This window comes from Streptomyces sp. HUAS 15-9, from assembly GCF_025642155.1.
Taxonomy (GTDB): Bacteria; Actinomycetota; Actinomycetes; order Streptomycetales; family Streptomycetaceae; genus Streptomyces.
The window spans coordinates 6682954-6707596 of the sequence record NZ_CP106798.1 but is presented as its reverse complement, the minus strand read 5'-3'; the positions used below and the strand labels follow the sequence as shown (position 1 = coordinate 6707596).

20 protein-coding genes and 1 pseudogene are annotated in these 24643 nt (G+C 73.7%); 8 read left to right on the top strand and 13 right to left on the bottom strand.

Going from position 1 to position 24643, the window contains the following annotated elements:
- Window positions 1-4 precede the first annotated feature (4 nt).
- The 4 genes from N8I87_RS30880 to N8I87_RS30865 all read left to right on the top strand — a co-directional run bounded on the left by N8I87_RS30880 (window position 5) and on the right by N8I87_RS30865 (window position 7794).
- Window positions 5-994: an AfsA-related hotdog domain-containing protein gene (locus N8I87_RS30880; RefSeq protein WP_263213636.1), complete on the top strand. Its 990-nt coding sequence runs from the start codon at window positions 5-7 to the stop codon at window positions 992-994.
- A gap of 13 nt (window positions 995-1007) precedes the next feature.
- The gene (locus N8I87_RS30875; RefSeq protein ID WP_263213635.1) at window positions 1008-3608 is read left to right on the top strand and encodes an AfsR/SARP family transcriptional regulator; all 2601 of its coding nucleotides are present in this window, start codon (window positions 1008-1010) and stop codon (window positions 3606-3608) included.
- 167 nt (window positions 3609-3775) lie between these two features.
- Window positions 3776-6121, top strand: a complete 2346-nt coding sequence (locus N8I87_RS30870) for a helix-turn-helix transcriptional regulator (RefSeq protein ID WP_263213634.1) — start codon at window positions 3776-3778, stop codon at window positions 6119-6121.
- A complete protein-coding gene (locus N8I87_RS30865) occupies window positions 6112-7794 on the top strand; it encodes an AMP-binding protein (protein WP_263213633.1) in 1683 nt (560 codons plus the stop codon). Before N8I87_RS30870 ends, N8I87_RS30865 begins: the two co-directional genes overlap by 10 nt.
- Before the next feature lie 90 nt (window positions 7795-7884).
- Here N8I87_RS30865 and N8I87_RS30860 read toward each other — a convergent pair whose 3' ends face one another.
- Together N8I87_RS30860 and N8I87_RS30855 are read right to left on the bottom strand one after the other, a co-directional pair.
- A complete protein-coding gene (locus tag N8I87_RS30860; protein ID WP_263213631.1) occupies window positions 7885-8121 on the bottom strand; it encodes a hypothetical protein in 237 nt (78 codons plus the stop codon).
- Between the two features lie 15 nt (window positions 8122-8136).
- The gene (locus N8I87_RS30855) at window positions 8137-9078 is read right to left on the bottom strand and encodes a polyprenyl synthetase family protein (RefSeq protein WP_263213629.1); all 942 of its coding nucleotides are present in this window, start codon (window positions 9076-9078) and stop codon (window positions 8137-8139) included.
- A gap of 204 nt (window positions 9079-9282) precedes the next feature.
- Here N8I87_RS30855 and N8I87_RS30850 point away from each other — a divergent pair, with 204 nt between their 5' ends.
- Both N8I87_RS30850 and N8I87_RS30845 read left to right on the top strand, forming a co-directional pair.
- A complete protein-coding gene (locus N8I87_RS30850; protein WP_263213628.1) occupies window positions 9283-9606 on the top strand; it encodes a hypothetical protein in 324 nt (107 codons plus the stop codon).
- A gap of 2 nt (window positions 9607-9608) precedes the next feature.
- Window positions 9609-10511 (top strand): hypothetical protein, encoded by a 903-nt coding sequence (locus N8I87_RS30845; RefSeq protein WP_263213627.1) that lies wholly within the window; start codon window positions 9609-9611, stop codon window positions 10509-10511.
- On the opposite strand, the gene N8I87_RS30840 is transcribed toward N8I87_RS30845, so the two are convergent.
- The 3 genes from N8I87_RS30840 to N8I87_RS30830 form a co-directional block, all read right to left on the bottom strand.
- Window positions 10476-10697, bottom strand: coding sequence for an MbtH family protein (locus N8I87_RS30840; protein WP_263213626.1), 222 nt, complete (start codon window positions 10695-10697; stop codon window positions 10476-10478). The two genes, N8I87_RS30845 and N8I87_RS30840, sit on opposite strands and share 36 nt — an antisense overlap.
- Window positions 10698-10750: 53 nt before the next feature.
- Window positions 10751-13510: a helix-turn-helix transcriptional regulator gene (locus tag N8I87_RS30835; protein ID WP_263213625.1), complete on the bottom strand. Its 2760-nt coding sequence runs from the start codon at window positions 13508-13510 to the stop codon at window positions 10751-10753.
- Window positions 13511-13762: 252 nt separating this feature from the next.
- Window positions 13763-14593: a metallophosphoesterase family protein gene (locus N8I87_RS30830; RefSeq protein WP_263213624.1), complete on the bottom strand. Its 831-nt coding sequence runs from the start codon at window positions 14591-14593 to the stop codon at window positions 13763-13765.
- Window positions 14594-14899: 306 nt separating this feature from the next.
- On the opposite strand from N8I87_RS30830, the gene N8I87_RS30825 reads away from it, so the two are divergent.
- On the top strand, window positions 14900-15607 hold the full coding sequence (locus tag N8I87_RS30825) for a 4'-phosphopantetheinyl transferase family protein (protein WP_263213623.1): 708 nt from the start codon (window positions 14900-14902) through the stop codon (window positions 15605-15607).
- 53 nt (window positions 15608-15660) lie between these two features.
- Here the strand turns inward: N8I87_RS30825 and N8I87_RS30820 are convergent, their stop codons facing one another.
- Complete coding sequence (locus tag N8I87_RS30820; RefSeq protein ID WP_263213622.1) at window positions 15661-16023, bottom strand: hypothetical protein; 363 nt, start codon at window positions 16021-16023, stop codon at window positions 15661-15663.
- A gap of 23 nt (window positions 16024-16046) precedes the next feature.
- Between N8I87_RS30820 and N8I87_RS30815 the strand changes: the two genes are divergently transcribed.
- Window positions 16047-17087: a helix-turn-helix transcriptional regulator gene (locus tag N8I87_RS30815; RefSeq protein WP_263213621.1), complete on the top strand. Its 1041-nt coding sequence runs from the start codon at window positions 16047-16049 to the stop codon at window positions 17085-17087.
- A 3-nt stretch (window positions 17088-17090) separates the two neighbouring features.
- Here the strand turns inward: N8I87_RS30815 and N8I87_RS30810 are convergent, their stop codons facing one another.
- The 7 genes and pseudogenes from N8I87_RS30810 to N8I87_RS30780 form a co-directional block, all read right to left on the bottom strand.
- The gene (locus N8I87_RS30810; RefSeq protein ID WP_263213620.1) at window positions 17091-17936 is read right to left on the bottom strand and encodes a 4'-phosphopantetheinyl transferase family protein; all 846 of its coding nucleotides are present in this window, start codon (window positions 17934-17936) and stop codon (window positions 17091-17093) included.
- A complete protein-coding gene (locus N8I87_RS30805) occupies window positions 17933-18202 on the bottom strand; it encodes an acyl carrier protein (protein WP_263213619.1) in 270 nt (89 codons plus the stop codon). Before N8I87_RS30805 ends, N8I87_RS30810 begins: the two co-directional genes overlap by 4 nt.
- Window positions 18199-20133 carry an HAD-IIIC family phosphatase gene (locus N8I87_RS30800; RefSeq protein WP_263213618.1) on the bottom strand — a complete coding sequence of 645 codons (1935 nt, stop codon included), beginning with the start codon at window positions 20131-20133 and terminating at the stop codon, window positions 18199-18201. Before N8I87_RS30800 ends, N8I87_RS30805 begins: the two co-directional genes overlap by 4 nt.
- A gap of 3 nt (window positions 20134-20136) precedes the next feature.
- The gene (locus N8I87_RS30795) at window positions 20137-21153 is read right to left on the bottom strand and encodes a 3-oxoacyl-ACP synthase III family protein (protein WP_263213617.1); all 1017 of its coding nucleotides are present in this window, start codon (window positions 21151-21153) and stop codon (window positions 20137-20139) included.
- Between the two features lie 115 nt (window positions 21154-21268).
- A complete protein-coding gene (locus tag N8I87_RS30790; RefSeq protein ID WP_263213616.1) occupies window positions 21269-22681 on the bottom strand; it encodes an acyltransferase domain-containing protein in 1413 nt (470 codons plus the stop codon).
- Window positions 22682-22964: 283 nt separating this feature from the next.
- Window positions 22965-24308: pseudogene (locus N8I87_RS30785) on the bottom strand (beta-ketoacyl synthase N-terminal-like domain-containing protein); the annotation flags it as partial.
- Complete coding sequence (locus N8I87_RS30780) at window positions 24308-24619, bottom strand: acyl carrier protein (RefSeq protein WP_263213614.1); 312 nt, start codon at window positions 24617-24619, stop codon at window positions 24308-24310. The pseudogene N8I87_RS30785 and the gene N8I87_RS30780, both read right to left, overlap by 1 nt.
- Window positions 24620-24643: the final 24 nt, after the last annotated feature.

Sequence of the window (24643 nt, the reverse complement as noted above, 5' to 3'; positions counted from 1 at the left end):
GACCATGACTGTCGACACGACGAGCACCGCCGCCCGGGGGCTCAAGTACGCGACCCGCCATCTGATCCACTGCCCGACGTCCTGGGAGCACTACCTTCTCGACGCGCCCAGCAGCGGCGAGGAGAACTTCGTCCTGGCCGGCTCGGTGCCCACCGGGCATCCGCTGTTCAACGACGGTCCCGGCCACTTCCACGACGCGCAGTCCGTCACGGAGGAGGTGCGCGAGGTCGGCGAGTTCGTGGGGCACCGGTACTTCGGTGTGCCGCGCGAACGGCCGGGCCTGTTCTACCGGTTCGCGCTCTCCCTGACCGATCTGCGGGCCTGGCGCGCCGGGGACACCGAGCCGCCCCGGATGACGACGCGGCTGACCGCGCGGCCCGACCATGTGATCGGCGGGGTGCCGCGGGGGCTGACATTCTCCGTCGACGTGCGCATCGACGACGTCCCGTGCTGTACCGGCAGGGCGGGGCTGGTCTTCCTGATGCCGACGCTGCACCGCAACCACATCGAGCACAGCCGCCGCGCACTGCGTGCCGCCCCCGAGCTGGACGACGTGCCGGACGGCGCGGGCTGGCCCGTCGACCCGGCCGAGATCGGCCGTCGCGCCCCCGGCAACGTGGTGGTGTGCGAGCCGGGCATGTCGGCGCACGGCCGGTTGACGACATGGATCCTCACCCGCGGGGACAACCCGGCGCTCGCCCCGTCCGCGGACGGCCAGGTCTCCGGGCTGCTGCTCCTGGAGGCGCTGCGCCAGACCTCGATCCTGACCGCGGGCCGGGCCAGTGGCGTGGACGCCGACCGGGCCGTGGTGGCCGACTGGGACGTGCACTTCCGCGGGTATGCGCAGGCGGGGCTGCCGCTGCGCTGTGTGGCGGTGCCCGGGCCGCTGGAGCGGGACGCCGAGGGGCGTCCGTCGGTGCCGGTGACGCTGACGGTGACCCAGCACCGGCGCGCGGTGGCCGAGGCCCGCACGAGTGTCGTGCAGGATCTGTGACGCGGGTGCCGTGATGAGGTTCCGCATCCTCGGCCCGATGGAGATCGAGGGCAGCGCGGGCCCCGGCGTCTCGTACACGCCCCGGGCCGCGAAGCTGCGCGTCGTCCTCGGCGCGCTGCTGGTGCGCAGCGGCGAGGTGGTGTCCGTGGAGGCGCTGACGGACGAGCTGTGGCAGGACGATCCGCCGCGTACGGCGACCACCACGCTGCAGGTGTACATCTCGCAGCTGCGCAAGCAGCTCAACACGGCCCAGGACGGGTTCGGCCGGGAGGCGCTGGTGACCCGGCAGCCCGGCTATGTGCTGAGCCTGGAGCCGGACCGGCTGGATCTGGCCCGGTTCGAGGCGCTGCACGCGAGCGGCCGACAGGCCCTGGAGGCGGGCGACTTCGCCCGGGCGTCGGCACTGCAGCGGCAGGCGACCGACCTGTGGCGCGGTCCGCTGCTCTCGGACACCCCGCACGGACCGGCGCTGGAGGCGGCGGCGGTGCGGCTGGAGGAGGCGGGCGTGGCCGCGCTGGAGCAGCGGGTGCGCGCGGACCTGGAGCTGGGCAGGCACCGCGATCTGATCGCCGAGCTGCAGTCGGTGACGACGCGCTATCCGTTGCGTGAGGAGTTCCACGGGCATCTGATGCTGGCGCTGTTCCGGGCCGGCCGGCAGGCGGAGGCGCTGCGCGCGTTCGGGCAGCTGCGCCGCACCCTGGTCGAGGAGCTGGCGATCGAGCCGGGCCCGGCGCTGCAACAGCTGCACCGGCGGATCCTGGAGGGCGACGCGGGTCTGCTGGTCGACGAGGCGGCACCGTCCGGAGCGGTCACGGTGAGCCAGGCGCGCGGCAGGCCCGTGGCGCTGCCCGCCGCCGATCCGGCCTTCACCGGCCGGGAGGACGAACTCGCGCGGGTGGTGCACCTGTTGAGGTCGTCACCGGCCGGTACGTGTGTCGCCGTGGCCGGGATGCCGGGCGTGGGCAAGACGGCGCTGGCCGTGGAGGCCGCGCACCGGTGCGCGGACGCCTTCCCGGACGGGCGGCTGTTCGTCGATCTGGAGCCGGAGCCGGGCCGTCCGCTGACCGCGGCGCAGGCGCTGACGCGGCTGCTGCGGCGAGCGGGCGAGAACGGCCCGCTGCCCGAGGGGGTGGAGGATCTGCGCGACACCCTGCACACCTTCCTCGCGGGCCGGCGTCTGCTCCTCGTCCTGGACCACGCGGGTTCCGAGGCGCAGCTGCGCCCGCTGCTGCCGACCGGCGAGGGCTGCCGGGCCCTGATCACCATGCGCCGTACGCCCGCTTCGCTCACCGCGGTCCGCACCGTCTCGCTGGCGCCGCTGCCGTCGGAGGCGGCCTGCGCGCTGCTGGCTACGGTGTCCGGCAGGGGTCCCGGCGGGGGTGCGGAAGAGGCACGGCAATCCATCGCGGCCGCCGCCGATCCCGAAGTGGCGGCGGCCCTGCTGGAGGTGGCCGGTCTGTGCGGCCGTCTTCCGCTGGCCCTGCGCAGCGCGGCGGCGCAGCTCGCGGCCCGCCCGCACTGGACACCGCAGACGCTCGCCGCCCGGCTGCGGGACGCCCGGGACCGTCTGGACGCCCTGCGGGTCGGTGAACTCGACGTGCGGGACGTGCTGTTGACGGGGTGCGCGGCGGCGACGGCGGAGCAGCAGCGGTCGTTCCGGCTGCTGGCCCTGCTGCCGGACGCCCCGGTCGAACTCCGCCCGGCGGCGGCGGTGCTGGGCCTCGGGACCGACGCGGCCGGCCGGGTCGTCGAGGGTCTCGTCGACGCGCGGCTGCTGGAGGCCGACGACTCGGGCAGCTATCGCTTCCACCCACTGCTGCGGCTGCTCGCCGCCGAGTTGCTCGCCCGGCACGAACCGGAGGACTCGACCCGGGACGCGGCGGGCCGCCTCGCCGAGGCGTACGCGAACACCGTGGCGTCCACGGGTCCCTCGGCCACCACCGCCGCAGGCACCCACACCGACACCGGCTCCGGTCTGGCGGTCCTGGTCGGTGTGCTGCGCACGGCGCACGCGCACGGTGCCTGGCAGGCGGCGCTGCGCCTGGCCGACTCCCTCTCCGGTGGCCTGGAGTCGCATGCCGCGTGGCACTTCTGGCGGACCGCGCACACGCTCGGCCTGGACGCGGCGCGGCGGTCGCGGGACCGGGCGGGCGAGGCGCGGATGCTGCGCTCGCTCGGGGATCTGGCCTGGCAGCAACGGGAGTTGGCCCGCAGCGAGGAGCTGTACGAGGCGGCCGTGCGGGCCGCCCGCGGCTGCGCCAACGACCACGAGCACGGGCGCGCGCTGGTGGGTCTGGCCGACGTACGGCTCGACGCGGGTGCGTACGTCGAGGCGGGCGCGCTGCTCGACACGGCGCTCGGCTCGCTGCCGGACCGTTCCCCGGCCCGCTTCGACGCCCTGCGCGCCGGGGCGCTGCTCGCCCTGGACCTGGGGGACGAGGCGACGGCGAGGGCCCGCTTCACGGCCTGCCGCGATCTGGCGACGTCGCTGCGCGACCGACGGCTGGAGGCGTATGCGCGGCGCTGCCTGCGCCGTCTGGCCGACATGCCGCGGGAGCCGGAGCCGGCGGTCGAGGTGCGGCCGGGGGTGTGGCGGCTGCGTGAGGCGGCGTAGCGCGGCCTCGACTGCGGGTCCGAACCGTCGGACCGAGCCACACGTATTCAAGGCCGAACCGCACGTACTCAAGCCCGAGTCACCGTATTCAAGCCCGAACCGCCGTGTTTAAGCCGGACTTTGTCCGCCGCGGCCACTCTGCTCCCAGCCGTCTCCAGGGGGAAGCCATGACCGTCACACAGCAGGCTCCGAGCGCACCGGGGATACGTCCGGCGTCGGCGGGGAGCGGACGCGTCCTCGTCGGAAGGGACGCCGAACTCCTCGTACTGCGCGGCAGACTGGCCGATCCGGAGGCACATCTGGTGACGCTCACCGGGCCCGGCGGCGTCGGCAAGAGCGTGCTGGCCGCGGCGTTCGAGGCCGCGCCCGGGCAGTTCCGCGGCGTGCGTACGGCGGACCTGGGGCCCGCCGCCTCCGCCGACGAGGCCGCGGCCACCGTGCTGCGCCTGGCGGCCGAGCTGCGCCGCGTCCCGGGTGAGGCGGACGCCCTGCTGGTGCTCGACGGCTGCGACCACCACGGTGAGCCGCTCACCACGGTGCTCGGTGAACTCCTCACCCCCGCAGGCCGGTTGGCGGCGCTGGCCACCTCCCGCGAGCCGATGCGCATCGCGGGTGAACGATTGCTTCCGGTAGGACGGCTGCCGGTGCCCCCGCCGGGCAGCGACGACCCGGACGAGCTGGCCGGCAACGCGTCGGTCGCGCTGTTCACGCGGGCGGCGCGCGACGCGGTGCCCGGCTTCGCCCTCACCGAGGAGAACGCGGCCGCGGTCGCCTCCCTGTGCACCCTGCTCGAAGGGCTGCCGCTCGCCCTGGAGCTGGCGGCGGGCCGGCTGCGGCTGTTCACGCCGCAGGTGCTGCTCGCCCGGCTGCGGCACCGCGGCGGCGCTCTGACCGCGCTGTCCGGCGGGCCCTCGGGCGCTCCCGCCCGGCACCGTTCGCTCGCGGCACTCGCGGAGTCCGCCGTCACGGGTCTGAGCCGCGGCCAGTTGGCGCTGCTCGGCCAACTGGCCGTGTTCGAGCCGGGATTCGGGCTGCCGATGCTGGAGCGGGTCTCGCCGCTGCCGCGCGCCGACACCGACGCCGTGCTCGACTCGCTTCTCGACCGGAGCCTGGTCCTCGCCCTCGACCAGGAGCAGGGCGAGCCACGGTTCGCGGTGCCCGAGCCGGTCCGCTCCCACATGGCCGAGGAACTCTCCGCCGACGGGCTGCTCGACGCGGCCCTGGACCGGCACGCCGCCGCGTACCGGCAGCTGGTCACCACTGTGGAACCGCGGCTGACCGGCCCCCGGCAGAGTCACTGGCTGCACCTGCTGGCCGCCGAGCACCGCAACGTCGTGGCCGCGCTGCACCGGCTGCACCACCGCGGTGCGGCCGAGGACGTCGCCTCGCTGGTGCTCGCACTGCGCACGCCCTGGCTCGTACAGGGACATCTGAAAGAGGGTGTGGAGTGGTGCGACGCGGTGGGCCAGGACGAGGGGCCGGGGCGGGGGCCGGAGCCGGGGTCGGACGGATCGGCGCCCCGGCCCGCGCTGTCGGAGCCGTTGCGCGCCCGGCTCGTCGACCTGTCGGCCACGTTCACGCTGGCGCTCGGCGACGCCGATCTCGCCGTGCGGCGTCATCGCCGGGCCCTCGCGCTGTGCAAGCGGCTCGGCGACCGGCGGCAGACGGCGCTCGTGTCGGCGCGGATGGGGCTGGCGCTGCTGCGGTTCGGCGATCCCGCGGGCGCCCTCGCCGCGCTCGGGCCCGCGGTGACCGCCCTCGATTCGCTGGGCGCGACCGCGGCGGCGGCCGACGCGACGGTCGCGCTGGCGACGGCGCTGCGCGCTCAGGGGGACACCCGCAAGGCACGGGACCTGCTGGAGAAGGGTCTCGACGCGCACCGCAGGGTCGCGGACGCGCGCGGTCTCGCGATGGCGCTGCGGGAGTGGGCGGCCGCCGCCGGGGAACGCGAGGACACGCAGGGCGCGGCCCGTGCGCTGCGCGAGTGCCTGGAGCTGTACGGCTCGCTCGGCGAGCGCACCGAACTGCCCGGCGTGCTCGAGGAGTTGACTCTACTGCGGTTGCGCACCGACCCCTCGGCGGGTCCCTGGGCGACGCGCACCCTGGCGGCGTGCGCGGCGCTGCGCCGGGCGCTGGGCAGCGTCCCCGCGCCGGCCCGCCGGGCCGCGGTCGACGAGGCCCTCGGCACGCTGCGCTCCCGCATGCACGCCTCGGGCTACGCGGCCGCCTGGGCCGAGGGCCTCCGTATGACGCCCGCCACCGCTCTCGAGGAGGCCCTGGCCGCGCCCGATCCCGACTCCCGCCCCACGGCCCCCACACCGGAGGCGCAGCCACTCACCCCGCGCCAGGTGCAGGTGGCGATGCTGGTCGCCGAGGGCCTGACGAACCGCCAGATCGCCTCACGCCTCGACATATCGGAGTGGACGGTCGTCAATCACGTACGGCAGATCATGCGCCGGCTGGGCTGTACGACCCGTCTTCAGGTGGCCTGGTCGGTGGGCCGATGGACATGACGGCGGACGCTCCCCTGCTCGGACCGCTGCCGGACGGTTCGAGTGTGCCGCCGGACGTCGCGGAGCGCTGGCGCGCGGCCGGGCTGTGGCGTGCCGAGGGCTTGGTGCACGACGTGCTGCGCACCGCTGCCGCGCACCCCGACCGCCCGGCCTTCGTCGGTCACCGCGCCCACCACCCGGAGGACCGGCGGACGGTCACCGTGTCGTACGCCCGACTGGCCCTCTACATGGACCGGTTCGCGGCGGCGCTGCGTTCGCTCGGGGTGACCGAGGGCGATCCGGTGGCCCTGCAACTGCCCAACTGGTGGGAGGCCGCGGCGCTCATGCTCGCCTGCCGGCGGATCGGGGCCGTGGTGGTGCCGGTGCTGCCCGGCGTCCGCGCGCCCGACCTGGAACGCATCCTCACCGTCACGCAGGCCCGGGTGTGTGTGGTGCCGGACCACTGGGAGGAGTACGGGAACGCGGAGGTCCTGGCCGAGCTCGCGCACCGGCTGCCGTGGCTGCGGCGCCGGGTGGTGATCGGGGACGCGGCGGCGACGGGTGCCGTGGACTTCGGGACGTACTTCCTGCGCACCGCTCACGAACGCGGCCCGCGCGCACGGGAGTTGTCTCTCTCACTGGCGCATCCGGACCGGCCCGCGCTGCTGCTGACCGTCATGGGCATGGGCGAGGACCACGGCGCGGTCGTGCACACGGGCAACACGTTGTACGCGGGCCTCGCGGCGCAGCGCGACGACGGTACGACGGCGGGGCCGGACGCCGGCGTCTTCGCCTCCCCTCTTCCACTGACCTCCCTCGCCGCCCTGCTCTACACGGTGTGCTGGCCGCTCGCTGCGGGTGGCACCGGGGTGTTCCAGGACGTGTGGGACCCGCGTGTCTTTCTCGGCCTGGTCGAGTCCGCCCGGGTCGGCCAGGTGTACGCCACCCCCGCGCACTGGGCCGAACTGCTCGCCGCGCAGCGGCAGGAGCCCCGTGACCTGTCCGCGCTGCGGCTCGTCCTCACGGGTGGACGGGTCGGCACGCCCGAGGCCCTCCTCGGGGAACTGCGGGCGGAGCTGGGCGTCCCGGTGCGGAGCGTGTGGGGGGCGCCCGAGGCGGGGCTGGGCGCCCTGTCGCACGGGTCCGGGGAGCAGCCGCTGCCGGGCCTCGAGGTCGCCGTGGCGGAGGGCCGGCTCCGGGTGCGCGGCCCCTCGGTGGCTCCGGCGGCCTGGCGGCACGCGGGCACGGTGGAGGCGGCCTGGGACAGCTCGGACGGCTGGCTGGACACGGGGGACGTGGCGACCGTGGGCGGGCCCGGCGAGGTCACGGTGGTGCGCCACGCCGACGAACGCACCGGTGGCCTCTTCGTCGTACCGGTGGACGAGCTGGAGGAGGGGCTGCGTGCGCATCCTCGGGTGCGGGAGGCCGCCGTCGTGGAGTACACGGACGCGACGTACGGCGAGATGCCCTGTGCCGTCGTCGTCCCCACGCTCCAGGAGGAGCCGCCGGGACTGGTGGAACTCCGCGACCACCTGGCCCGGCGCGGACTGACGGAGGCGTTCCTGCCCACCCGTCTGGAACTGGTCGGCTCCCTCCCCCGGGACCCGAACGGCGAACTCCGCAAGGAGGCCCTGCGCACCTGGCTCGTCCGCCTGCGCCCCGGCACCCCCCGCCCCCGTCCCGAGGGCGTGTGAGAGGCGAGCCTCGCAGGGCGTACGACAGGCGAGCCTCACACCGGACGGCGGACATCCCACCCCACGTGCCTCGGATTGACTCGGACCACCTCAGACCGAAGCCACCCGCAGCCCGAACGACGCCAACTCCCCGCGCCACGCCCCCGACACCGCCGCCTCACCCGCCGTCCGCCCCGCCCGGCTCACCAGTTCATGGATCATGCCCTCGGCCACCTCCCGTTCGTCACCGTCGAGCAGCGCCTCACGCAGTAGCTCGGCATCCCAGGCATACGCGGCGCCCCGCCCCGAAAACGTGCAGGAGGCGAGGGCCACACCGGCCGCGGACACTCCGCCCCACACACCTCAGACCGAAGCCACCCGCAGCCCGAACGACGCCAACTCCCCGCGCCACGCCCCCGACACCGCCGCCTCACCCGCCGTCCGCCCCGCCCGGCTCACCAGTTCATGGATCATGCGCTCGGCCACCTCCCGTTCGTCACCGTCGAGCAGCGCCTCACGCAGTAGCTCGGCGTCCCAGGCGTACTCGGGGCCTCCGTCGAGGAAGCCGCGCAGGCGCCAGGCGGCATGCAGGGCGCCGGAGTACGCCTCGTAGGCGGGGGTCAGGTCGTCCCGGCCCGCCAGCGCGGCGCCGATCAGCAGCGGGGCGCGCAGCGCGTACCAGCCCGCCCGGCAGCCGCTGTCGCAGCCGGAGACGCACCGGCCGGGCCACGGGTCGTCGAGGTAGGCCGCGGTCATGGCCTCGCGCGCGTACATGCCCACACAGCGGTCGGCGCGCAGTTCGTCCCAGTGAGCTCGCGCGCTGCCGGTCAGCCCCGCGGCCAGCCGGTCGGCGCAGGCGAGCGCGAGGTCACCGGCGAGCGTCGCGGTGTACGCGCCGTAGCGTCGCGCGTCGCCGCCCCAGCCGCCCCGCTCGTGCTCGGCCGCGCGCGCTACGTGCAGGGCCGGCATGCCGCGCCGTACGGCCGCGTTGTCGTGCACGTCGGAGCGCAGCAGCATGGCGGTGTCCAGCAGTTCGAGCGCGGCGGCCGTGTCGATGGCGCGCGGGTCGTCCGGGGCGCCGCCCGCCGCGAGGTAGCCGGTGAACAGCACCACGGGACGCACCCGTTCACCACCCGCCGCGACCAGTTCGGCCAGCGACTCGACGAGGACGGCGGCGCGGGCGTGCCCGCAGTGGCGGCGGTACTCGTCGTTCAGCAGGGCGCGCAGTCTGGCCTCGACCCGGTCCAGCATCTCCTCGCGCCGGTGCGCGGGAGCGGGCGTCCTGTGGTCCTGATCCGTGATCATGGCGGCCTCCTGCTGGGCTTACGGATTGCGACCGACCCTGCCGGATGCGTCACGGGACCACAATGCGGGAAGCGGAGGTTCCGCGTCGTTCGCGGTCCCGCCACGAGGAGCATGACGGCTTCCTGCCATGCCCGTCTGACCCGCGACACGACCTTGCCATGCGCTTGCCACAGCCCATCCGACGCTTTAGCGCCATGGCGCTATATGGACACGCTGCTCGACACGCAGACCGGCTCCGGCCCGGCCAACCGCTCGTCCTCAGGAGAACTCATCGTGAACAACTCCCCGGCGAACAACTCCATGTCGAACAACAGCAACAGCGCCAACTCCTCCGACAACAACAGCAACATCAACAACTCTGCGATGGCCGACGACTCCGACGCCCCGCGTCTGCAGAGCGTGACCGCCACGGACATCAACGCCCTCGCGGAGGACCTGTCGATCGTCGCCAACGAGAACAACAACGACGGCAACGCCAACAGCAACAGCAACAGCGCCGACAACTCGAACAACAACATCAACAACTGACCGTGGCACCCCCGCGGGGCGGGACGCACCGGCCCGCCCCGCAGCACGACCTCACCGGCGACCCCCGGGCCGTCGCCGCCTATCGCGACGAGCGCCGGCGCCTGCAGCGCGAGGCCGTGCTCGGCACCGGTGAACTGATCGAGACGCTGCTCCACGAGCGCCGCTCCCGGCTGGCCGCACTGCGGCAACTGGCCTGGGTCCGGCGCTTGTTCGACGTCACGCACCATCAGGTACGACAGGTCCTCGCGGCCCCGCGCTACGCGGCCGTACTGCCGCTGCGCCGCTCCATGCTCGTGCACCTGGCCGAGCTGCCCCTGCCGCTGCCCGCCGACGACCTGATCCTGAGCCACCCCACCCACGCCCCGTCCGCCGAGATCCTGCCGGAACTGCCTCAGCTGCGTCCCTGGCGCGACCGTGTGCTGCGCATCCTCGCCGAGTCCTCCCTGGCGGAGCACGGCACGCCCTTCCGCACCGTCGGGCCCCCGCACGCCGCCGTGATCCTGGGCGCCGACGGCCCGACGGTCGGGGCGCTGGCCGGTGTCGCCCACGAGCTGGGCCACTGTCTGTACGAGCGGTCCCGACCGGGCACCGGCATCCGTGCCCGGATCGCCTCGGAGCGCCTCGCGCACCGGCTGGAGGAGCAGCTAACGGCCGTGTATCTGAGGGAGCACGGCAGTGCCGAGGAGTGCCGGCGGTGGTGGCTCTACCAGCGACAGGTCGACGCGTTCAATCTGTACTACTTCGAGCTGGAGCGGGCGCTGATGTACGAAGAGGCGGACGCGGTCGAGGAGTTGACGACCGAGTCCGCCTCCGCGCTGCGCGAGTCCCTGTTCATCGTCCCGGGCAGTCAGGCGGTGTACGCGAGGGCGTCACTCGCCCGGCTGCCCGTCGACGGCCCGCAGTGAGGCGGGGCGCGGGTCGGTCCAGGCGCGGTCGATGTGGTCGAGCACGGCCTGCCGGGGTGACTCGGTGAGGGCGACGCGCCAGCCGGCGGGCACCTCGGCGGCGGCCGGCCACACCGAGTACTGGCCCTCGTCGTTGACCAGCGCCAGATAGCCGGCGTCGGGGTTCTCGAACGGCGTACCGCTCACGGTCGTACTCCTTCGGTCTGTCATGCGAGGTCGTCTGTCACGCGAGTTGTCTGTCACGCGAGGTCCAGCGCCTCGCTGAACGGCAGGTCCACGGGCAGGTCCTGACGGCGGGTGATGTTCAACTTGCGGTAGACGCGGGTCAGATGCTGTTCGACCGTGCTGACGGTGATGTACAGCTTCAGCGCGATCTCCCGGTTGGTGTGGCCGTGCACGGCGAGCAGGGCGACCCGCTTCTCGGACTCGCTGAGTTTCGCGTCGAGTTCGGCGTGCGTCGTACGCCGGGAGCCGTCGGCCGGCTCGACGGCGCCGGCCCGGCCGGGCAGAATCCGCTCGCGCAGGGTCTGCGCGCCGCACTCCTTGGCCAGGTGCCAGGCGCGCCGGTTGACCATGTTGGCCCGGGCCGGATCACCGCACTCCTTGAACGTCTCCCCCAGATCGGCCATGGCGCGGGCGAGTTCGAGCCGGTCCCCGGAGCGGCGCAGCTCGTCGACGGAGCGGGCGAGCAGCGCGGGCCGCTCGGCGGGCGGGCCGAGCGCGGCCTTGAGCCGGAGGGTGAGGCCGTTCACCCAGGGGTGTGCGACGTCCCGGGAGGCGAGCTGGTCGGCGACCAGCCGTGAGGCCTGGCGGACCTCACCGAGCTGGAGCAGCGCGTCGGCGGCGTAGGTCCGCCAGGGCAGCACGACCGGCCGGTCGATGCCCCAGCGGCGCATGGCCCGTCCGATGTCGAGGTAGTCGGCGAGCGCGGCCTGGTAGCGGTTGGTGGCGAAGTAGTAGGCGCCGCGTGCCTTGAGATGGGCGAGCAGCGGCAGGCTTCCGGCGAGGCGTTCCGGCTGTGGGCGGCACACCTCGCGGCCCGCGTCGTCGTGGCGGCCCATGGGGGTGCGTGCCGCGGCCAGCGTGGCGCCGGCCCAGCTGTGGAAGAGGCTGTCGTCGTGCTCGGGCACCGAGGCGCGCGCCTGAAGGGCGAGTTCCTCGGCTCCGGGCAGGTCGCCCTGGCGCAGCAGTACTTCGGCCCGGGTCAGGGCGAACACGGCCTGCCAGCCGGGGGCGCCGCGGCGGGCGGCCTCGTCCAGGCAGGTCTGGGTCCAGGGCAGCGCGCGGCGCGGCCCGTCGAGGTGCAGCAGGGCCCGCAGCGCCTGCAGTACGGGGGCGAGGGTGCTCTCGGCGAGGCTGGTGCGGCGCAGCAGCGCCTCCGCGCTCTCCACGGCGCGCGTCGAGCGCTCCCACTCGGGCACGCCCCAGAACGCGGCGGCCCAGCCCGGACCCTGCGGGGCGGGAGCGGGATGGGTCACCGTGGCCGCGGGGGCCACCGTGCCCGCCGGGGCCGGCCTGCGGTGTGTTGTGGGCTCCCGCTGGCGGGGCAGGGTGATGGGCGGTGCGGGACGCGGGGACCAGTGCGGGAAGGCGGACAGGCCGTCCAGCGGTCCCCGCCTCGGGTCGTCCCACGAACCTCCCTCCCCCGCCTCGGCGTTGACGCCGAGTTCCTGGAGCACCTCGGCCGTCTCGTCGATCCGGCCCTGGGTGACCAGGAGGCGGGCGAGCCGGGCCGCGACGGGTGCCGGAAGCCGACCGGCGCGCACGGCGGCGAGCGGCTCGGTCAGCTGTGCTTCGGCGGCCGCCGGGTCGACGGCGAGCACCGCGGCGGCCAGCGCGGTGCGCAGTTCGGCGCTCTGTGCCGGGTCGTCGGTGCCGGCCAGGGCGGCCTCCAGGCACTCCAGTGCCCGACGGTGTTCCCCGTCGGCCAGCAGCCGGTCCGCGGCGGCGCGCAGCACCGGCCCGGCCCAGGCGGGCGCCGGGACGCCGGCCGTGAGCAGTTGAGCCGCGACGTCGGTCGCCGAGTGCCCCTGCGCATGGGCGAGTTCGGCGGCCGTCAGGTGCCGGCGTGCGCGCACGCCGCCGTCCAGATGGTCGAGTACGGCTGTGCGCGCGGCGGGGTGCCGGAAGGCGGTGCCGTCGAGGAGTCCGGCGAGGCCCAGGGCGTCCAGGCACGTCTGCACCTCGCCCTCGGGGAGGTCGAGCAGGGCGGCGACGGAGGAGGGCGCGGCGAGGGTGCCGAGCACGGCGACCGCTCCCGCTACGTCCTCCGTCCGGCTGCCACAGCGGCGCAGACAGGCGAGGAATGCCTGGACGAACGCCCGGCCGGGTCCGCCGTCCTCGGTCAACGCCCTTAACAGCAACGGGTTTCCACCGCTGAGCGCATGCGCCTCGGCCGCACCGGGACGTGTGACGCCGGCCCGCTCCAGGGTCGCCTCGACGTCCTGCCGGGTGAGTGGTTCGAGCCGTATGCGCGCGAAGCCCGGTCTGCGCAGCAGGTCGGTGCCGAGTTCCGGGTCGTCGGTGCGCTCGTGCGGTGATTCGGCGAGCACCAGCAGGACCCTTGCCTGTCGCAGTCGGCCCGCGAGGTGGAGCAGATAGTGGCGGGACGGCTCGTCGACGAGGTGGAGGTCGTCGACGCAGATGGCCACCGGTGTGCGCTCGGCGAGCCGCTGCACCGCGGTGGCGAACGCCTGGCGGGCGGCGACGCGTCCGGCCCCTGCCGTCGCCTCCGGGGCGGGTGGCACGGCGTCGAACGCGTCCTCGGGGGCGGCAGCCGTGAGCTGGCCGATCACCCCGAAGGGAATGTCGCGTTCCGCTCTGGTCCCCTCCGCCCGCAGCACCAACAGCCCCGAACGTGCGGCTATTTCAGTTACGGATTCAATCAACTCGGTCTTTCCGCAGCCCACCACGCCCTCGACGAGCACGATCCTGGCCGCCCCGTCGGCGGCCTCCCGCACTGCGGATTCCAGCAAGCGGATTTGATTTTTCCGGTCCATATGCATCACCGCCGCCTCGCCATCCCCCGTTGTTAAGCAAGCCGAAAATCCACGGGGAATTCCTGGATCACCGCAGGCATTTCCCCATGACTTTCTCCGGCCGTCCCCATGCTTTCCCCAAGACGACGCAAAGCGATTCCTTTGCGCGGGGCAACCGTCCTTCAAGACGCCAAGTCTACGCAGCACGTTGGCCCGCCCCGCTGACCGAAAGTTGCACGGCAGCAAGTCACCTCGGGCGCCGCCGGAGGGCCGTCAAGCGGGCAGAATCAGCCGCGGCACGTTCCGGGGATGGCCGGGTCTGCGCCATTCGCGCGGGTAGCCGACCGACACCTCCTCGAAGCGCACGCCGTCGTGGAACGTCGTGCGCGGGATGTGCAGATGGCCGTACACCACGGCGGCGGCCCGGAACCGCACATGCCAGTCGGCGGTCAGTTCGGTGCCGCACCACTGGGCGAACTCGGGGTGGCGCAGGATGTCGGTGGGGGTGCGCACCAGCGGGAAGTGGTTCACCAGGACGGTCGGCAGGCTCGGGTCGCACCGCTCGAGCCGCCGCTCGGTCTCGGCGACCCGCGCCCGGCACCAGGCGTCGCGGCTCGGATAGGGGTCCGGGTGCAGCAGGAACTCGTCGGTGCACACCACTCCCGCCGCGTAGGCCTGTTCAAGGGCCTCTTGCCGGGTGCCCGCGGCCGGGGTGCGGAACGAGTAGTCGTACAGCAGGAACAGCGGGGCGACGACGACGGGTCCACCCGGCCCGCACCAGACCGGATACGGGTCCTCCGGGGTGTGCACGCCAAGGCTCCGGCAGATCTCCACGAGCCGGCGGTAGCGGGCGTCGCCGCGCAGCTGCACCGGGTCCTCGTGGGCGGTCCACAGATCGTGGTTCCCCGGCACCCACACCACGCGCGCCCACCGCTCGCTGAGCACCCCGAGCGCCCATTCCACGTCGGAGAGCAGCTCCCCCACGTCCCCCGCGACGAGCAGCCAGTCCCCGGGATCGTCCGGCCGCACCCCTTCCAGGATCCGCCGGTTCTCCTCGAACGCGACGTGCAGGTCACTGATGGCCATCAGCTTTCCGTGCGCCATCCAACGACCCTACGCAGCAGAACCAAGCACCGAGTACCCCTGAAACCCCCTAAGCAGCAGCGCCCCAAAGGGGCGCGGGGAGCTGCGCGCCCAGCCCCCACACACCCGCAAGCCGAATGACAACCGCATAGCAGCCGTCCACCCCACCATCCCCCGACTAGCAAGAGACAGGAGCTTTCCACCCCCGGGGAGGACGAGTACAGCCCAGCCACCCAGTTCCCCATGGAGCCAAAGCCAAGCGCCGCGACACCGTGGGGACATCGCCGCGGACAACCCGGTCGCGGCCCGTCCCTCAAGGGTGATCCCATGATCGAAGCGCTGCTCCCGGCCGAGGTCGCCGCGGTCGACACGACCGTCGACCGCACCGACGTCACCCTCTTCCCGGGCGAGGAGGCCCAGATCGCGCGGGCCGTCGAGGCGCGCCGGCTGGAGTTCACCACGGCCCGCTGGTGCGCCCGGCGCGCGATGGCGGCTCTGGGACAGGAGCCCGCCCCGGTCCTGCCGGGTCTGCGCGGCGCCCCGCGGTGGGCGCCCGGACTCGTCGGCTCCATCACCCACTGCGCCGGTTACCGCGGCGCCGTCCTGGCCCACGCGCACGACATCGCCGCGCTCGGCATCGACGCCGAGCCCAACCAGCCGCTGCCCGAGGGGATCCTGGAGTCGATCGCGCTGCCGCAGGAGCGGTCCTGGGTGACGCGGCTGCTGCGCGGCCTGCCCGAGGTGCGCTGGGACCGGCTGCTGTTCTCCATGAAGGAGACCGTCTACAAGGCGTACTTCCCGCTCACCGGGCACACCCTGGAGTTCGAGGACGCGTTGCTCACGGTGGACCCGGAGCGCGGCACGTTCCGCGCGGCGCTGCTCAACGACCCGGCCGCGCGGCCGGGTTCGGCACGGCGTGTTCTCAACGGGCGGTTCTCGGCCGCGAACGGTGTGGTCCTGAGCGCCATCGCGATGCCGGCCGCGCGACACGCGGCACTGGCCGAAACGGCGTCAGGCGCCCCCCTGCTGGTGTGAGCGGGAGGCGCCTGACGGCAGATAAAGCAGAACAGAGAGTGGTCAGTCTCCGTCTACCACTGGTCGTCATCGTCGTGCACAGGCTGCGAAGCGGTCACAATCGTTCCGCTTTGCGCAGCCACCCGATCCCCGTCGTGGTGCTGCCCGAAGAGCAAGACGCCGGTAAACAACACACCAAGAGCACTACCCAGAGCTGCACCACGAGCGACGATGTTGATCATGTTTGCCATGACGTGCACGTTTCCCCCTGTAGGTTCGATGTCGCTGCGTTCCGAACGGGAAGGATCGTCATGGGCTTGAGCGCCGCGCCGAGAGGTCGTCCGTCCCGTCGTCGGGAACACCATCTCGAATCCCTCAAGCGAAACCCAAGCGATATCCGATGGCTCAAAGCTGCACGGCAACAACTTCACACGCATCCCACAACACCCTGGCGCGCGGAATGAGTTACTCCCAATCCGAATTCGCCGAACTCGACGACATCAGCGCTGCGGCCTATGGTCACGCCGTGGAACTGGGCCGCTTCGTGCGGGAGGACATAGCCCTGCGTCTGGCATTGTCCCCGGCCGAGGTCGAGCACGCGGAGAAGGTGCTGACCCTGCTGCGACTGCTGCAACCGATGCCGGGCGACCCCGACGTACTCGTCCCCGTGGGTCCCGACGTCGCCACCGCCGATCTGGTGAGCTCGGCCGAGACACAGATCCGCGACCTCCAGCAGGCCGTCACCGACGTGCGCAGCCGTCTGATGTCGCTGACCCCCGTCTACTTCGAGGGCCGCCGGCTGCGCAACCGGCTGGAGGCCTTCGACGTCATCACCGACCAGGGCACCGTGCAGTGCATGCTCGACCACCTCAGCACGCACTGCCGCCTGGAGGTGGCGTCCGTCGCCCCCGGCGGCGCCCGCCCCGGCCCACAGCTGCAGGCGGCCCGCAAGTCGTCCCTGAGCATGCGCGAGCGCGGCGTCGACGTCCGCACCATCTACCAGCACACCGCCCGCAGCGACCTCGCCACGCGTGCGTACGTGCGCGACGTGACGGCGGCCGGCGTCGAGGTGCGCACCGCCGACCAGGTCATCGACCGGATCCTCATCTACGACCGGGAGACGGTCTTCCTGCCCACGCACGAGCAGCAGGACGAGGAGTCGACCGGTGGCGCGATCGTCGTGCGGGAGCCCACGCTGGTGGCATTCGTCTGCAGCGTCTTCGAGCACCTGTGGGACGGCGCGACGCCGTTCGTCCCGGACACCTCGCGCGCGCCGTCCATCGCCGACGACCTCAAGCAGTCGATCCTGCGGCTGATGGCCAAGGGCTACAAGGACGAGATGGTCGCCCGGCGGCTGGGCATGTCGGTGCGCACCTGCCGTCGTCACATCTCGGAGATCACCGAGGAGCTGGAGGCCACCAGCCGTTTCCAGGCCGGGTACAACGTGGCCGTGTCCGGCATGCTGGAGCAGCGCGCCGGACGTGAGACGGACTCCGGCTGACGCTCATGTCTCGCCCAGCGCCTCCTCGATGGTCCGCACGCAGTCCTCGTCGAGCATCGTCGTGATGTCCGTGCCGCCCGGCGGCCCGAACCCGGCGTCGTAGACGGCCGCGCTGATGCAGTAGCCGCTGGCCAGCGGGAAGGTACGGAAGGCCCATTCGGCCCCGGTGCCCGCGCTGCCGTCCGGCCGCTGGACCCGCACCGGCTTGCCGTCGGGTCCGAAGCCGAACTCGGTGAACCGGAACTGCATGCCCTGCCCGATCGCCTTGCTGTACGCCTCCTTCAGCGTCCACAGGCGCACCAGGGACGGGTTGCGCTGCTCCTCGGGCAGCGCGGCGAGCGTCACCATCTCGTACGGCGTGCACACATGCCGCCCGAGACCGCCGCCGTACATCTGCCGGTCGGCGCGCTCGGCGTCCACGCCGATCAGGCCCCGTGTGGTCAGTCCGACCACGAGCAGGTCGTCGGTGTGGCTGAGGCTGATGTCGATCTGGTCGCAGCCGCGCAGATACGGCCGTCCGGTCGGCCCGTACGCCAGCTCCAGGGCGTCCGGGTCACCGCGCAGCACGGCGGCCGCGGCGGACTTGAGCAGCACCCGGGAGGCCGCGTACCGGTCGCGCACATCGGCGTGGGCGAGACCGAGATAGCGCGACCAGTCGCGGCCCAGCAGCCGGCGCAGCCCGTCGCCGCCGGGCACCTGGGGCTGCAGAACGGAGCGGTGGGCGTAGAGCAGGGCGGTCCCGCACGCCGACAGGTCCCCCCGGACCCGGTCCCACGCGGCGTCGTCGACCCCCACCTCGACGGGTGCGCCGAGCGGCGGCCCGAGCGTGGAATTGCCGGGGACGGTCATGCCTGTGCCTCCACACTGTTCTGTTGCGGCAGTTGCCGTACGACGACGGCGTGGATCTCGGCGAGCGTGCGGGCCTGCAGAACGGGGGACAGCGACAGCCGCCGGCCGGTCTCCTCCTCCACCAGCGTGACCAGCCTCAGCAAGTACAGCGAGTCCCAGCGGGGAAGATCCACCAGGCTCAGGTGAGCCTCGTCCACGTCTGTATCGAGACCCAGTTCGTCCCGGAGCAGTGCCAGGAACCCGTCGAGAGTGTCTACCGCGCTCATGTGTGCTTCCTCCCGTCGGGGCCGGTGGTCAGCGGCCCGGTGATCCTCACGTGCTCCGGTGGCACCGGCAGCCGCCGCAGGTCGTGCCGGAACTGAAGCGCCCCGTCCCGCTCTCCGGCGGGCGTGAAGCCCAGCGAGGGGTAGAAGTCCCGGGCCCGGTGGTTCTTCGGGGTGGGCCGGAACGCGGCGAGCACGGCACGGTGCCCCCGGTCGCGGGCGTGCGCCAACACGACGGCCAGCAGGGCCTGTTCGATCCCGCGGGCCAGGACCCGGCAGCTGAGCCAGGTGTTGTCCACGCGCAGCTCGTCCCCCTCGCGGGTGGCCAGCAACGCGCCGGTCAGGCCGTTCTCGCCGAACCGGTCGGCGGTGCGCGCGGCCAGCAGCAGCCGGTCGGCATCCGCGACGGCCGCCGCCGCCCCGGACGGGGTGAGACGCATGCCGGTGAGGTTGAACTGGTTGGTGCGTTGGGTGAGTTGGGCGAGCCGTGCGAGTTCGTGGGCCCATGGCTCGGAGAGGTCGACGGTGATGTCGAGTCCGCGCAGGAACTCCTCGTGCGAGCCGGACCCGGCGCGCAGCGCGGCGCGGGCGCCCGCCGCGCGGTGGTGCCCGGCGCGGGCCCGGTCCTCGGCGGTCACGGTGAGCGTGTCGAACCAGCCGTCGATAAGCAGCCGTTGCAGATGCAGCGCGGGCTCGTCGTCGAGCGGCACCACGGCGGCACGCACGCCGCTGTGGCGCACCTCGGCGCGCTCGGCGGGCGAGTCGTCGGCGAACACGAGCGCGTCGTCGCCGATGCCGAGCGCCTCGGCCACGGCGGCGAGGTGGCCGCTCTTGGGCTCCCAGTCGGCGTGCACGGCCGTGAAGTCCCCCTCCCGCAGGGCGAGATCGGGGTGCGTGCGCAGCGCGTCCAGCACGGCGCCGCGCTCGTTCTTGCTGCTGACGGCCAGCAGCACACCCTGCGCGGCGAGTTGGCGCACGGCCCGCTGGAACACGCCGAACGCCTCGCCGCGCAGGGTCCCCGCGGCGGCGATGCCGTCGGGTCCGTCGTCGCCGAGCACGCCGTCCCACAGCGTGTGGTCGAGGTCGAGGACCAGACATTTGCGTGTGCGGCCCGTCAACGCCCGGACCAGATGGGCGACTTCACGGGCATAGGCGTCGAGCAGCCCGGCGCCGATGCGGGCTGAGGCGTACTGCGCCAGGCGTGTGTCGGCGACCGGCCCCGAGGCGGCCAGCAGCGGGTCGAGGTCGATCACGACGACGCCCGGCTCCTCGGCCCCGAGCCTCAGCAGCCGTGCGTTGAACTCCCGCCAGAGCACGCCGAGCCGGGCCCGGGAGTGGTGGTCGACGAGCTGATGGGTGCGCTCGCGCGGCAGCGGCAGGGTGTTGAGCGCGAGGGTGGCCGCGCCGGTCCGCGCCCGCTGCCGGACCAGGCCCTCGAGGCGCGCCGCCACCTCGTCCGCGGCCCGCTCGACGTCGTCGGGGCCCCACACCGCGGGCACCTCGGCGAAGACGGTGGTGTCGTCGAGGAGGCAGAGCGCGAGATCGGCGTCGAGGCCCCGGAAGGCGCCCATCGGGTCGGTGAGGTCACGCAGATAGGCGCCGTGGTCGCCGACGACCGGGTGCAACAGGAGCCCGTGCCGGGCCAGTTCGCCGGTCAGCGGCTCGACCACGTCCGCGACGGTGGACTGGCCGGTGACCGCCACGGTCACCTGCGCGAGGTGCGGATGCCGGGCGAGAACGGCGTCCCGGTCGGCCCGGCCGAGCAGCCGCCCGGCCCGCCGCGCCCAGCCCGGCGGCGGCTCGGGGTCGTCGGCCAGCTCGGCGAGGAGCGGCACGACCTCGTCGTACGCCGTCTCCAGCCGTCCTTGCGCAGCGAGGTCCCGCAGCCGTTCCAGCGGCTCGCCCCGCGTCGTCATGCGCACCGGTACCGCCATCTCCTACACCTTCTCCAGGCCGAGCCCGGTCTTGATCCACTTGCTGGACTCCACGGCGATCGCGAGCGCCCGGCCGCCGGTGGGCAGGTCCGGGAGGAGCCGCGCGAGCTGCAGCAGGACCAGGGCGTTGCCGGTGTTGCCGGTCTCGGCGACGCAGGACACCTCCTTGGCGCCGGGCACGCCGAGGTGCTCGGCGATCCGCTCGGTCATCCGGCCCGACAGCTGGGGCGGCAGCAGGAAGTCCAGGTCGTCGGGGGTCCATTCGAGCTGGTCGAGGAGTTCCCAGAGGATCTCCCGGGCCATGGTCGGCACGGACTCCTCGATGGCCTTGTAGTCCTCGACGACCATGGGGCGTTCGCTGTGCCGGTCGCTGATCCCGTACCAGTCGACGGTCTGGCCCGGCGGGCGGCCCAGTCCCGTGAAGCGGTTGAGGACCCCCTTGATCTCGACGCGCTCGGCCACCGGCTCGGCGGTGAGCACCGCGGCACCCGCGCCGTCACCGAACAGCACGTAGTTGACCAGCTCCTCGGTGGGCATACGGGCCACCTGGCGGTGGACGTCGAGGTGGCGGTGCGTGACGTCGCCGCCGATCACCAGCCCGGCCCGGGCACCCCCGGCGATCAGGGTGCGGCCCAGGTCGAGCGCCTGCACGGCGCCCGCGCAGCCGGACTGGATCTGGAAGGCGGGCAGATACATCAGACCGAGCCGGTCGGCGACCTCGCTCGCCGTGGTCGGCAGCAGTGTGTCCGGCGTGGCGGTGGCCAGCAGGACGAACTCGATGTCGACCGGGTCGAGTCCGGCGGCGTCGATGGCCGCTCCGCCGGCCTGCGCGCACAGGTCGGCAAGGGTGTGCCGGACCTGTCCGGTCGCCACGTCCCAGCCGAAGTGCCGGGTGCGGGTGCCCACGAAGATGTCGACCCACTCCTCGCTGACCCCGAGGGCCCTGCCGAGCGTCGCGTTGTCGACGGGCGGGCCGGGCAGCGCGCTTGCGGCCGCCGCGAGATAGGCCGTGGCGCTCACACGCACACTCCTTCCGGGTGAAGGCCGTGAGAGACGGCCTCATCGAGTTCAGCGCCGCGGGGGACCTCGGATGTCACGCTCGCGCGCTCCCGGGCGCGCCGGGCCGCGGTGGTGCTCACACCCGCACCCCTTCCGTGAGGTGCCCGCCGAGGAACTGGGCGAGGCTGCCCACCGACCGCAGGGCGGGCAGGAGTTGCTGTACGGAGACCTCGCCGAGGTGCGGCAGCCGGGCCTCGATACGGTCCTTGAGCTGCATGATCATCACCGAGTCGAAGCCGAGGTCCTCGTAGAATCGCGCTGTGTGCACGACCTGCTCCAGGGGGTACGAACCGACCTCCGCGACGGCGTCGACGACCGCGGCCAGGACGGGGTCCCGGTCCCGGGACACCGGGTCGCTCGTCGCGGGTCCGGCCGGTGCCGAGGCGGGCCGCGGCGGTGTCGTCGCGGACCGCGCCGGGGCCGCCTCGTCCGCCCGCGGCGCGGTCGGGGACGGCGGTGCGGTCCAGTAGCGGTGCGCGGTGGAGAAGGAGTAGCCACGCAGCTTCTCACCGGCGCCGGACGTGACGTCGGAGTCGTAGAGCCGCTCCCACTCCGGGTCGAGCCCGGCACGGTACAACTGGGCGACCAGCTCGGCGAGTTCGGTGCCGTCCGCCGCCGGCCCGGGGACCGGGTGAAGGAACTCCACGCTCGACGAGAGACCGGCGCGTCCGGCCAGCGGCAGCAGTTGCGGGCGCGGTCCGATCTCCACGAGATGGGTGGGCGCGCAGACCGTCTCCAGGTCGGCGAGGGCGTCCGCGAACAGCACCGGTGACTCGGCCTGGGCGGCCCAGTAGTCGGCGTCCAGACGCTCGGTGGGGGCGAGGAGTCTGCCGTAGCGGGTGGAGAACACGGGGACGTCGGGGACTTGGGGTTCGGTGGTGCCCGCGGCCGCCCTGAGCCGGTCCAGCACCGGCCGCACCAGCGGCGAGTGGAAGGCGGTGGGCGCCTGGAGGTCACGGGCGCGCACCTGTGCCTCCTCCAGGGTCTCGGCGATCCGGGCGAGGGCCTCCGCGGTGCCGGAGAGCACGGTGTCGCGGGGCCCGTTGACGGCCGCGATGTGCGCCCGCGGCTCCTCGGCGAGGAGCTGCCGCAGGGCGCCGGGGGCGGCCCGCACCAAGAGCATGGCGCCGCCGTCCGGCAGCGCGTGCATGAGCCGGCCGCGGGTGGCGACCAGGTGCGCGGCCTCGTCGAGGGTGAGCGCCCCGGCGGTGACGGCCGCCGCGAACTCGCCGATGCTGTGCCCGAGGACGGCCGCGGGCCGGATGCCGAGGGCGGTGAGCGTGGCGGCGAGGGCGTACTCGACGGCGAACAGGGCGGGCTGGGTGAGCTCCCCGGTGACGCCCTGCTGGTCACCATGGTCGTCGCCCTGCTCGTTGCAGGCCAGGAGCAGGTCGCGCACGGACGTGTCGACGTACGGCAGCAGCGCCACGTCCGCCGCGTCGAGGTACTGCCGGTACACGGCCGACTCGCGGTACAGGCCCGCGGTCATGCCGGGGTACTGGGCGCCCTGCCCGGTGAACAGGAACGCCACGGACGGCACGCTCCACGGCCGGTGCGCGATCTGCTCGGGCAGCCCGCCCGCGGCCGCCTCGCGCAGCGCGGCCGCCAGTTGCCCGGTGTCCCCTGCGGTGACGGCGAAACGGTACGGCAGCCCGGTCTTGACCCGGTTGCTGTCGCCGGCACAGCGCGGCCGCGGCGGCACGCGGGCGCCGGGCGACGGCGTCGGCCTGCTCGCCGAGGTTGCGGATGAGGGCGCCCGGTGTGTCGGCGGTGAGCGTGAACACGCCCACGCCGGGCCGGGAGCGCTTGGCGGTGGTACGCGGTGCGGGGCGCGGCGCCGAGGCGAGGACGGCGTGCGCGTTGGTGCCGCCCATGCCGAAGCTGGACACCCCGGCGACGGTGGGTCCCGGCGGCAGCCGCAGCGGCGCCCGCAGCAGCCGCAACCCGCGCTGGGCGAGCCGCAGTTGGGGGTTCTCGCGGTCGGCGAACCGGCTGGCGGGCACGATCCGGTGGTGCAGCGCGAGGGCGACCTTGATGAGCCCGGCGATGCCGGCGGCGCCCTCGGTGTGCCCGAGGTTGCCCTTGACCGAGCCGATCGCGCAGGGTTCGGCGCGGCCCTCGCCGTGCAGGCTGCCGAGCGCGGCGCACTCGATGGTGTCGCCGAGCGCGGTGCCGGTGCCGTGCGCCTCGATGAAGGCGACCTCGCGGGGCTCGACGCCGGCGCGTTCGCAGGCGGTGGCCACGACCTGCTCCTGCGACCAGCGGTTGGGCGCGGTGATGCCGTTGCTGCGGCCGTCCTGGTTGACGGCGGTGCCGCGGACGACGGCGTAGATCCGCTGTCCGTCGGCCATGGCGTCGGCGAGGCGGCGCAGTACGACGAGACCGACGCCCTCGCTGCGCCCGATCCCGTCGGCGAGCGCGCTGAACGGCTTGCAGCGCCCGTCGGTCGCGGCGAGCCCCAGCTGGTGGTAGACGAGCCCGAGCGCGGGCGACATGACGAGGTTGACGCCGCCCGCGAGCACGGTGTCGCACTCCCCCGACAGCAGCGCCCCGACCGCGAGGTGCACGGCGACGAGCGAGGACGAGCAGGCGGTGTCGACGGCCATGCTCGGCCCGGTGAAGCCGAGTTGGTAGGAGATCCGGTTCGCGGTCATGCCCGCGCTGCTGCCGGCGCCGAGCTGGGGCGTCACCCGGTCGTAGTCGCCCAGGTGCAGCCGCCCCCACTCGCCGCCCATCACCCCGATGTAGACGCCCGTGCCGCTGCCGGCCAGCGAGCCCGGTGCCACCCCGGAGTCCTCGACGGCCCGCCACGCGCTGTGCAGCAGCAGCCGCTGCTGCGGGTCCATGGCGGCCGCCTCGCGCGGCGGCACGGAGAAGAAGTCGTTGTCGAACACGTCGGCGTCGTCGAGGAATCCGCCGCGCGCGAGCCCGGCGCGGGCGGCGCCGTCGGCGGCCGGGAAGGCGGCCGGGTCCCACCGCTGTTCCGGTACGTCCCCGATCGCGTCGCCGCCGCGCAGCAGCAGTTCCCAGTAGGCGTCGGTGTCCCGCGCGAGCGGGAAGGCGCAGTCGATCCCGACGATCGCCACGCCGTCGCCGCACGCCGCCGCGTCCGCCATCACCGCTCCCCGCGCGCGTCGGCGACCGTCAGCTCGGCCGCCAGGAACCCGAGCAGGCTCTGCACGGTGGGGTGGTCCCACAGCAGGGTCGGCTCCACCACGAGCCCGAACTCGTCCTCCAGGTCACCGCACAGGCTCAGCGCGCACACCGAGTCCATGCCGTACTCGGCCAGCGGCACGGTGGGGTCGATGGTGGCTGCCTCCCTGCCCAGGTAGAGCGCGACCCGGTCGAGCAGCCAGCCGCGCTGCGGTACGTCGTGCTGAGCGCCGGGCGCGGGGAACCCGGACTGCCGGGTGGACGGTACGTTCATGGCCGGACGCCTTTCGCTGGGATT

Excerpts from the sequence above, each read along its gene's own strand:
- N8I87_RS30880 (WP_263213636.1), top strand. The coding sequence starts at position 5 with ATGACTGTCGACACGACGAGCACCGCCGCCCGGGGGCTCAAGTACGCG.
- N8I87_RS30875 (WP_263213635.1), top strand. The coding sequence starts at position 1,008 with ATGAGGTTCCGCATCCTCGGCCCGATGGAGATCGAGGGCAGCGCGGGC.
- N8I87_RS30870 (WP_263213634.1), top strand. The coding sequence starts at position 3,776 with ATGACCGTCACACAGCAGGCTCCGAGCGCACCGGGGATACGTCCGGCG.
- N8I87_RS30865 (WP_263213633.1), top strand. The coding sequence starts at position 6,112 with ATGGACATGACGGCGGACGCTCCCCTGCTCGGACCGCTGCCGGACGGT.
- N8I87_RS30855 (WP_263213629.1), bottom strand. The coding sequence starts at position 9,078 with ATGATCACGGATCAGGACCACAGGACGCCCGCTCCCGCGCACCGGCGC.
- N8I87_RS30850 (WP_263213628.1), top strand. The coding sequence starts at position 9,283 with ATGGACACGCTGCTCGACACGCAGACCGGCTCCGGCCCGGCCAACCGC.
- N8I87_RS30835 (WP_263213625.1), bottom strand. The coding sequence starts at position 13,510 with ATGGACCGGAAAAATCAAATCCGCTTGCTGGAATCCGCAGTGCGGGAG.
- N8I87_RS30830 (WP_263213624.1), bottom strand. The coding sequence starts at position 14,593 with ATGGCGCACGGAAAGCTGATGGCCATCAGTGACCTGCACGTCGCGTTC.
- N8I87_RS30825 (WP_263213623.1), top strand. The coding sequence starts at position 14,900 with ATGATCGAAGCGCTGCTCCCGGCCGAGGTCGCCGCGGTCGACACGACC.
- N8I87_RS30820 (WP_263213622.1), bottom strand. The coding sequence starts at position 16,023 with ATGCGTGTGAAGTTGTTGCCGTGCAGCTTTGAGCCATCGGATATCGCT.
- N8I87_RS30815 (WP_263213621.1), top strand. The coding sequence starts at position 16,047 with ATGAGTTACTCCCAATCCGAATTCGCCGAACTCGACGACATCAGCGCT.
- N8I87_RS30810 (WP_263213620.1), bottom strand. The coding sequence starts at position 17,936 with ATGACCGTCCCCGGCAATTCCACGCTCGGGCCGCCGCTCGGCGCACCC.
- N8I87_RS30805 (WP_263213619.1), bottom strand. The coding sequence starts at position 18,202 with ATGAGCGCGGTAGACACTCTCGACGGGTTCCTGGCACTGCTCCGGGAC.
- N8I87_RS30800 (WP_263213618.1), bottom strand. The coding sequence starts at position 20,133 with ATGGCGGTACCGGTGCGCATGACGACGCGGGGCGAGCCGCTGGAACGG.
- N8I87_RS30790 (WP_263213616.1), bottom strand. The coding sequence starts at position 22,681 with ATGACCGCGGGCCTGTACCGCGAGTCGGCCGTGTACCGGCAGTACCTC.
- N8I87_RS30780 (WP_263213614.1), bottom strand. The coding sequence starts at position 24,619 with ATGAACGTACCGTCCACCCGGCAGTCCGGGTTCCCCGCGCCCGGCGCT.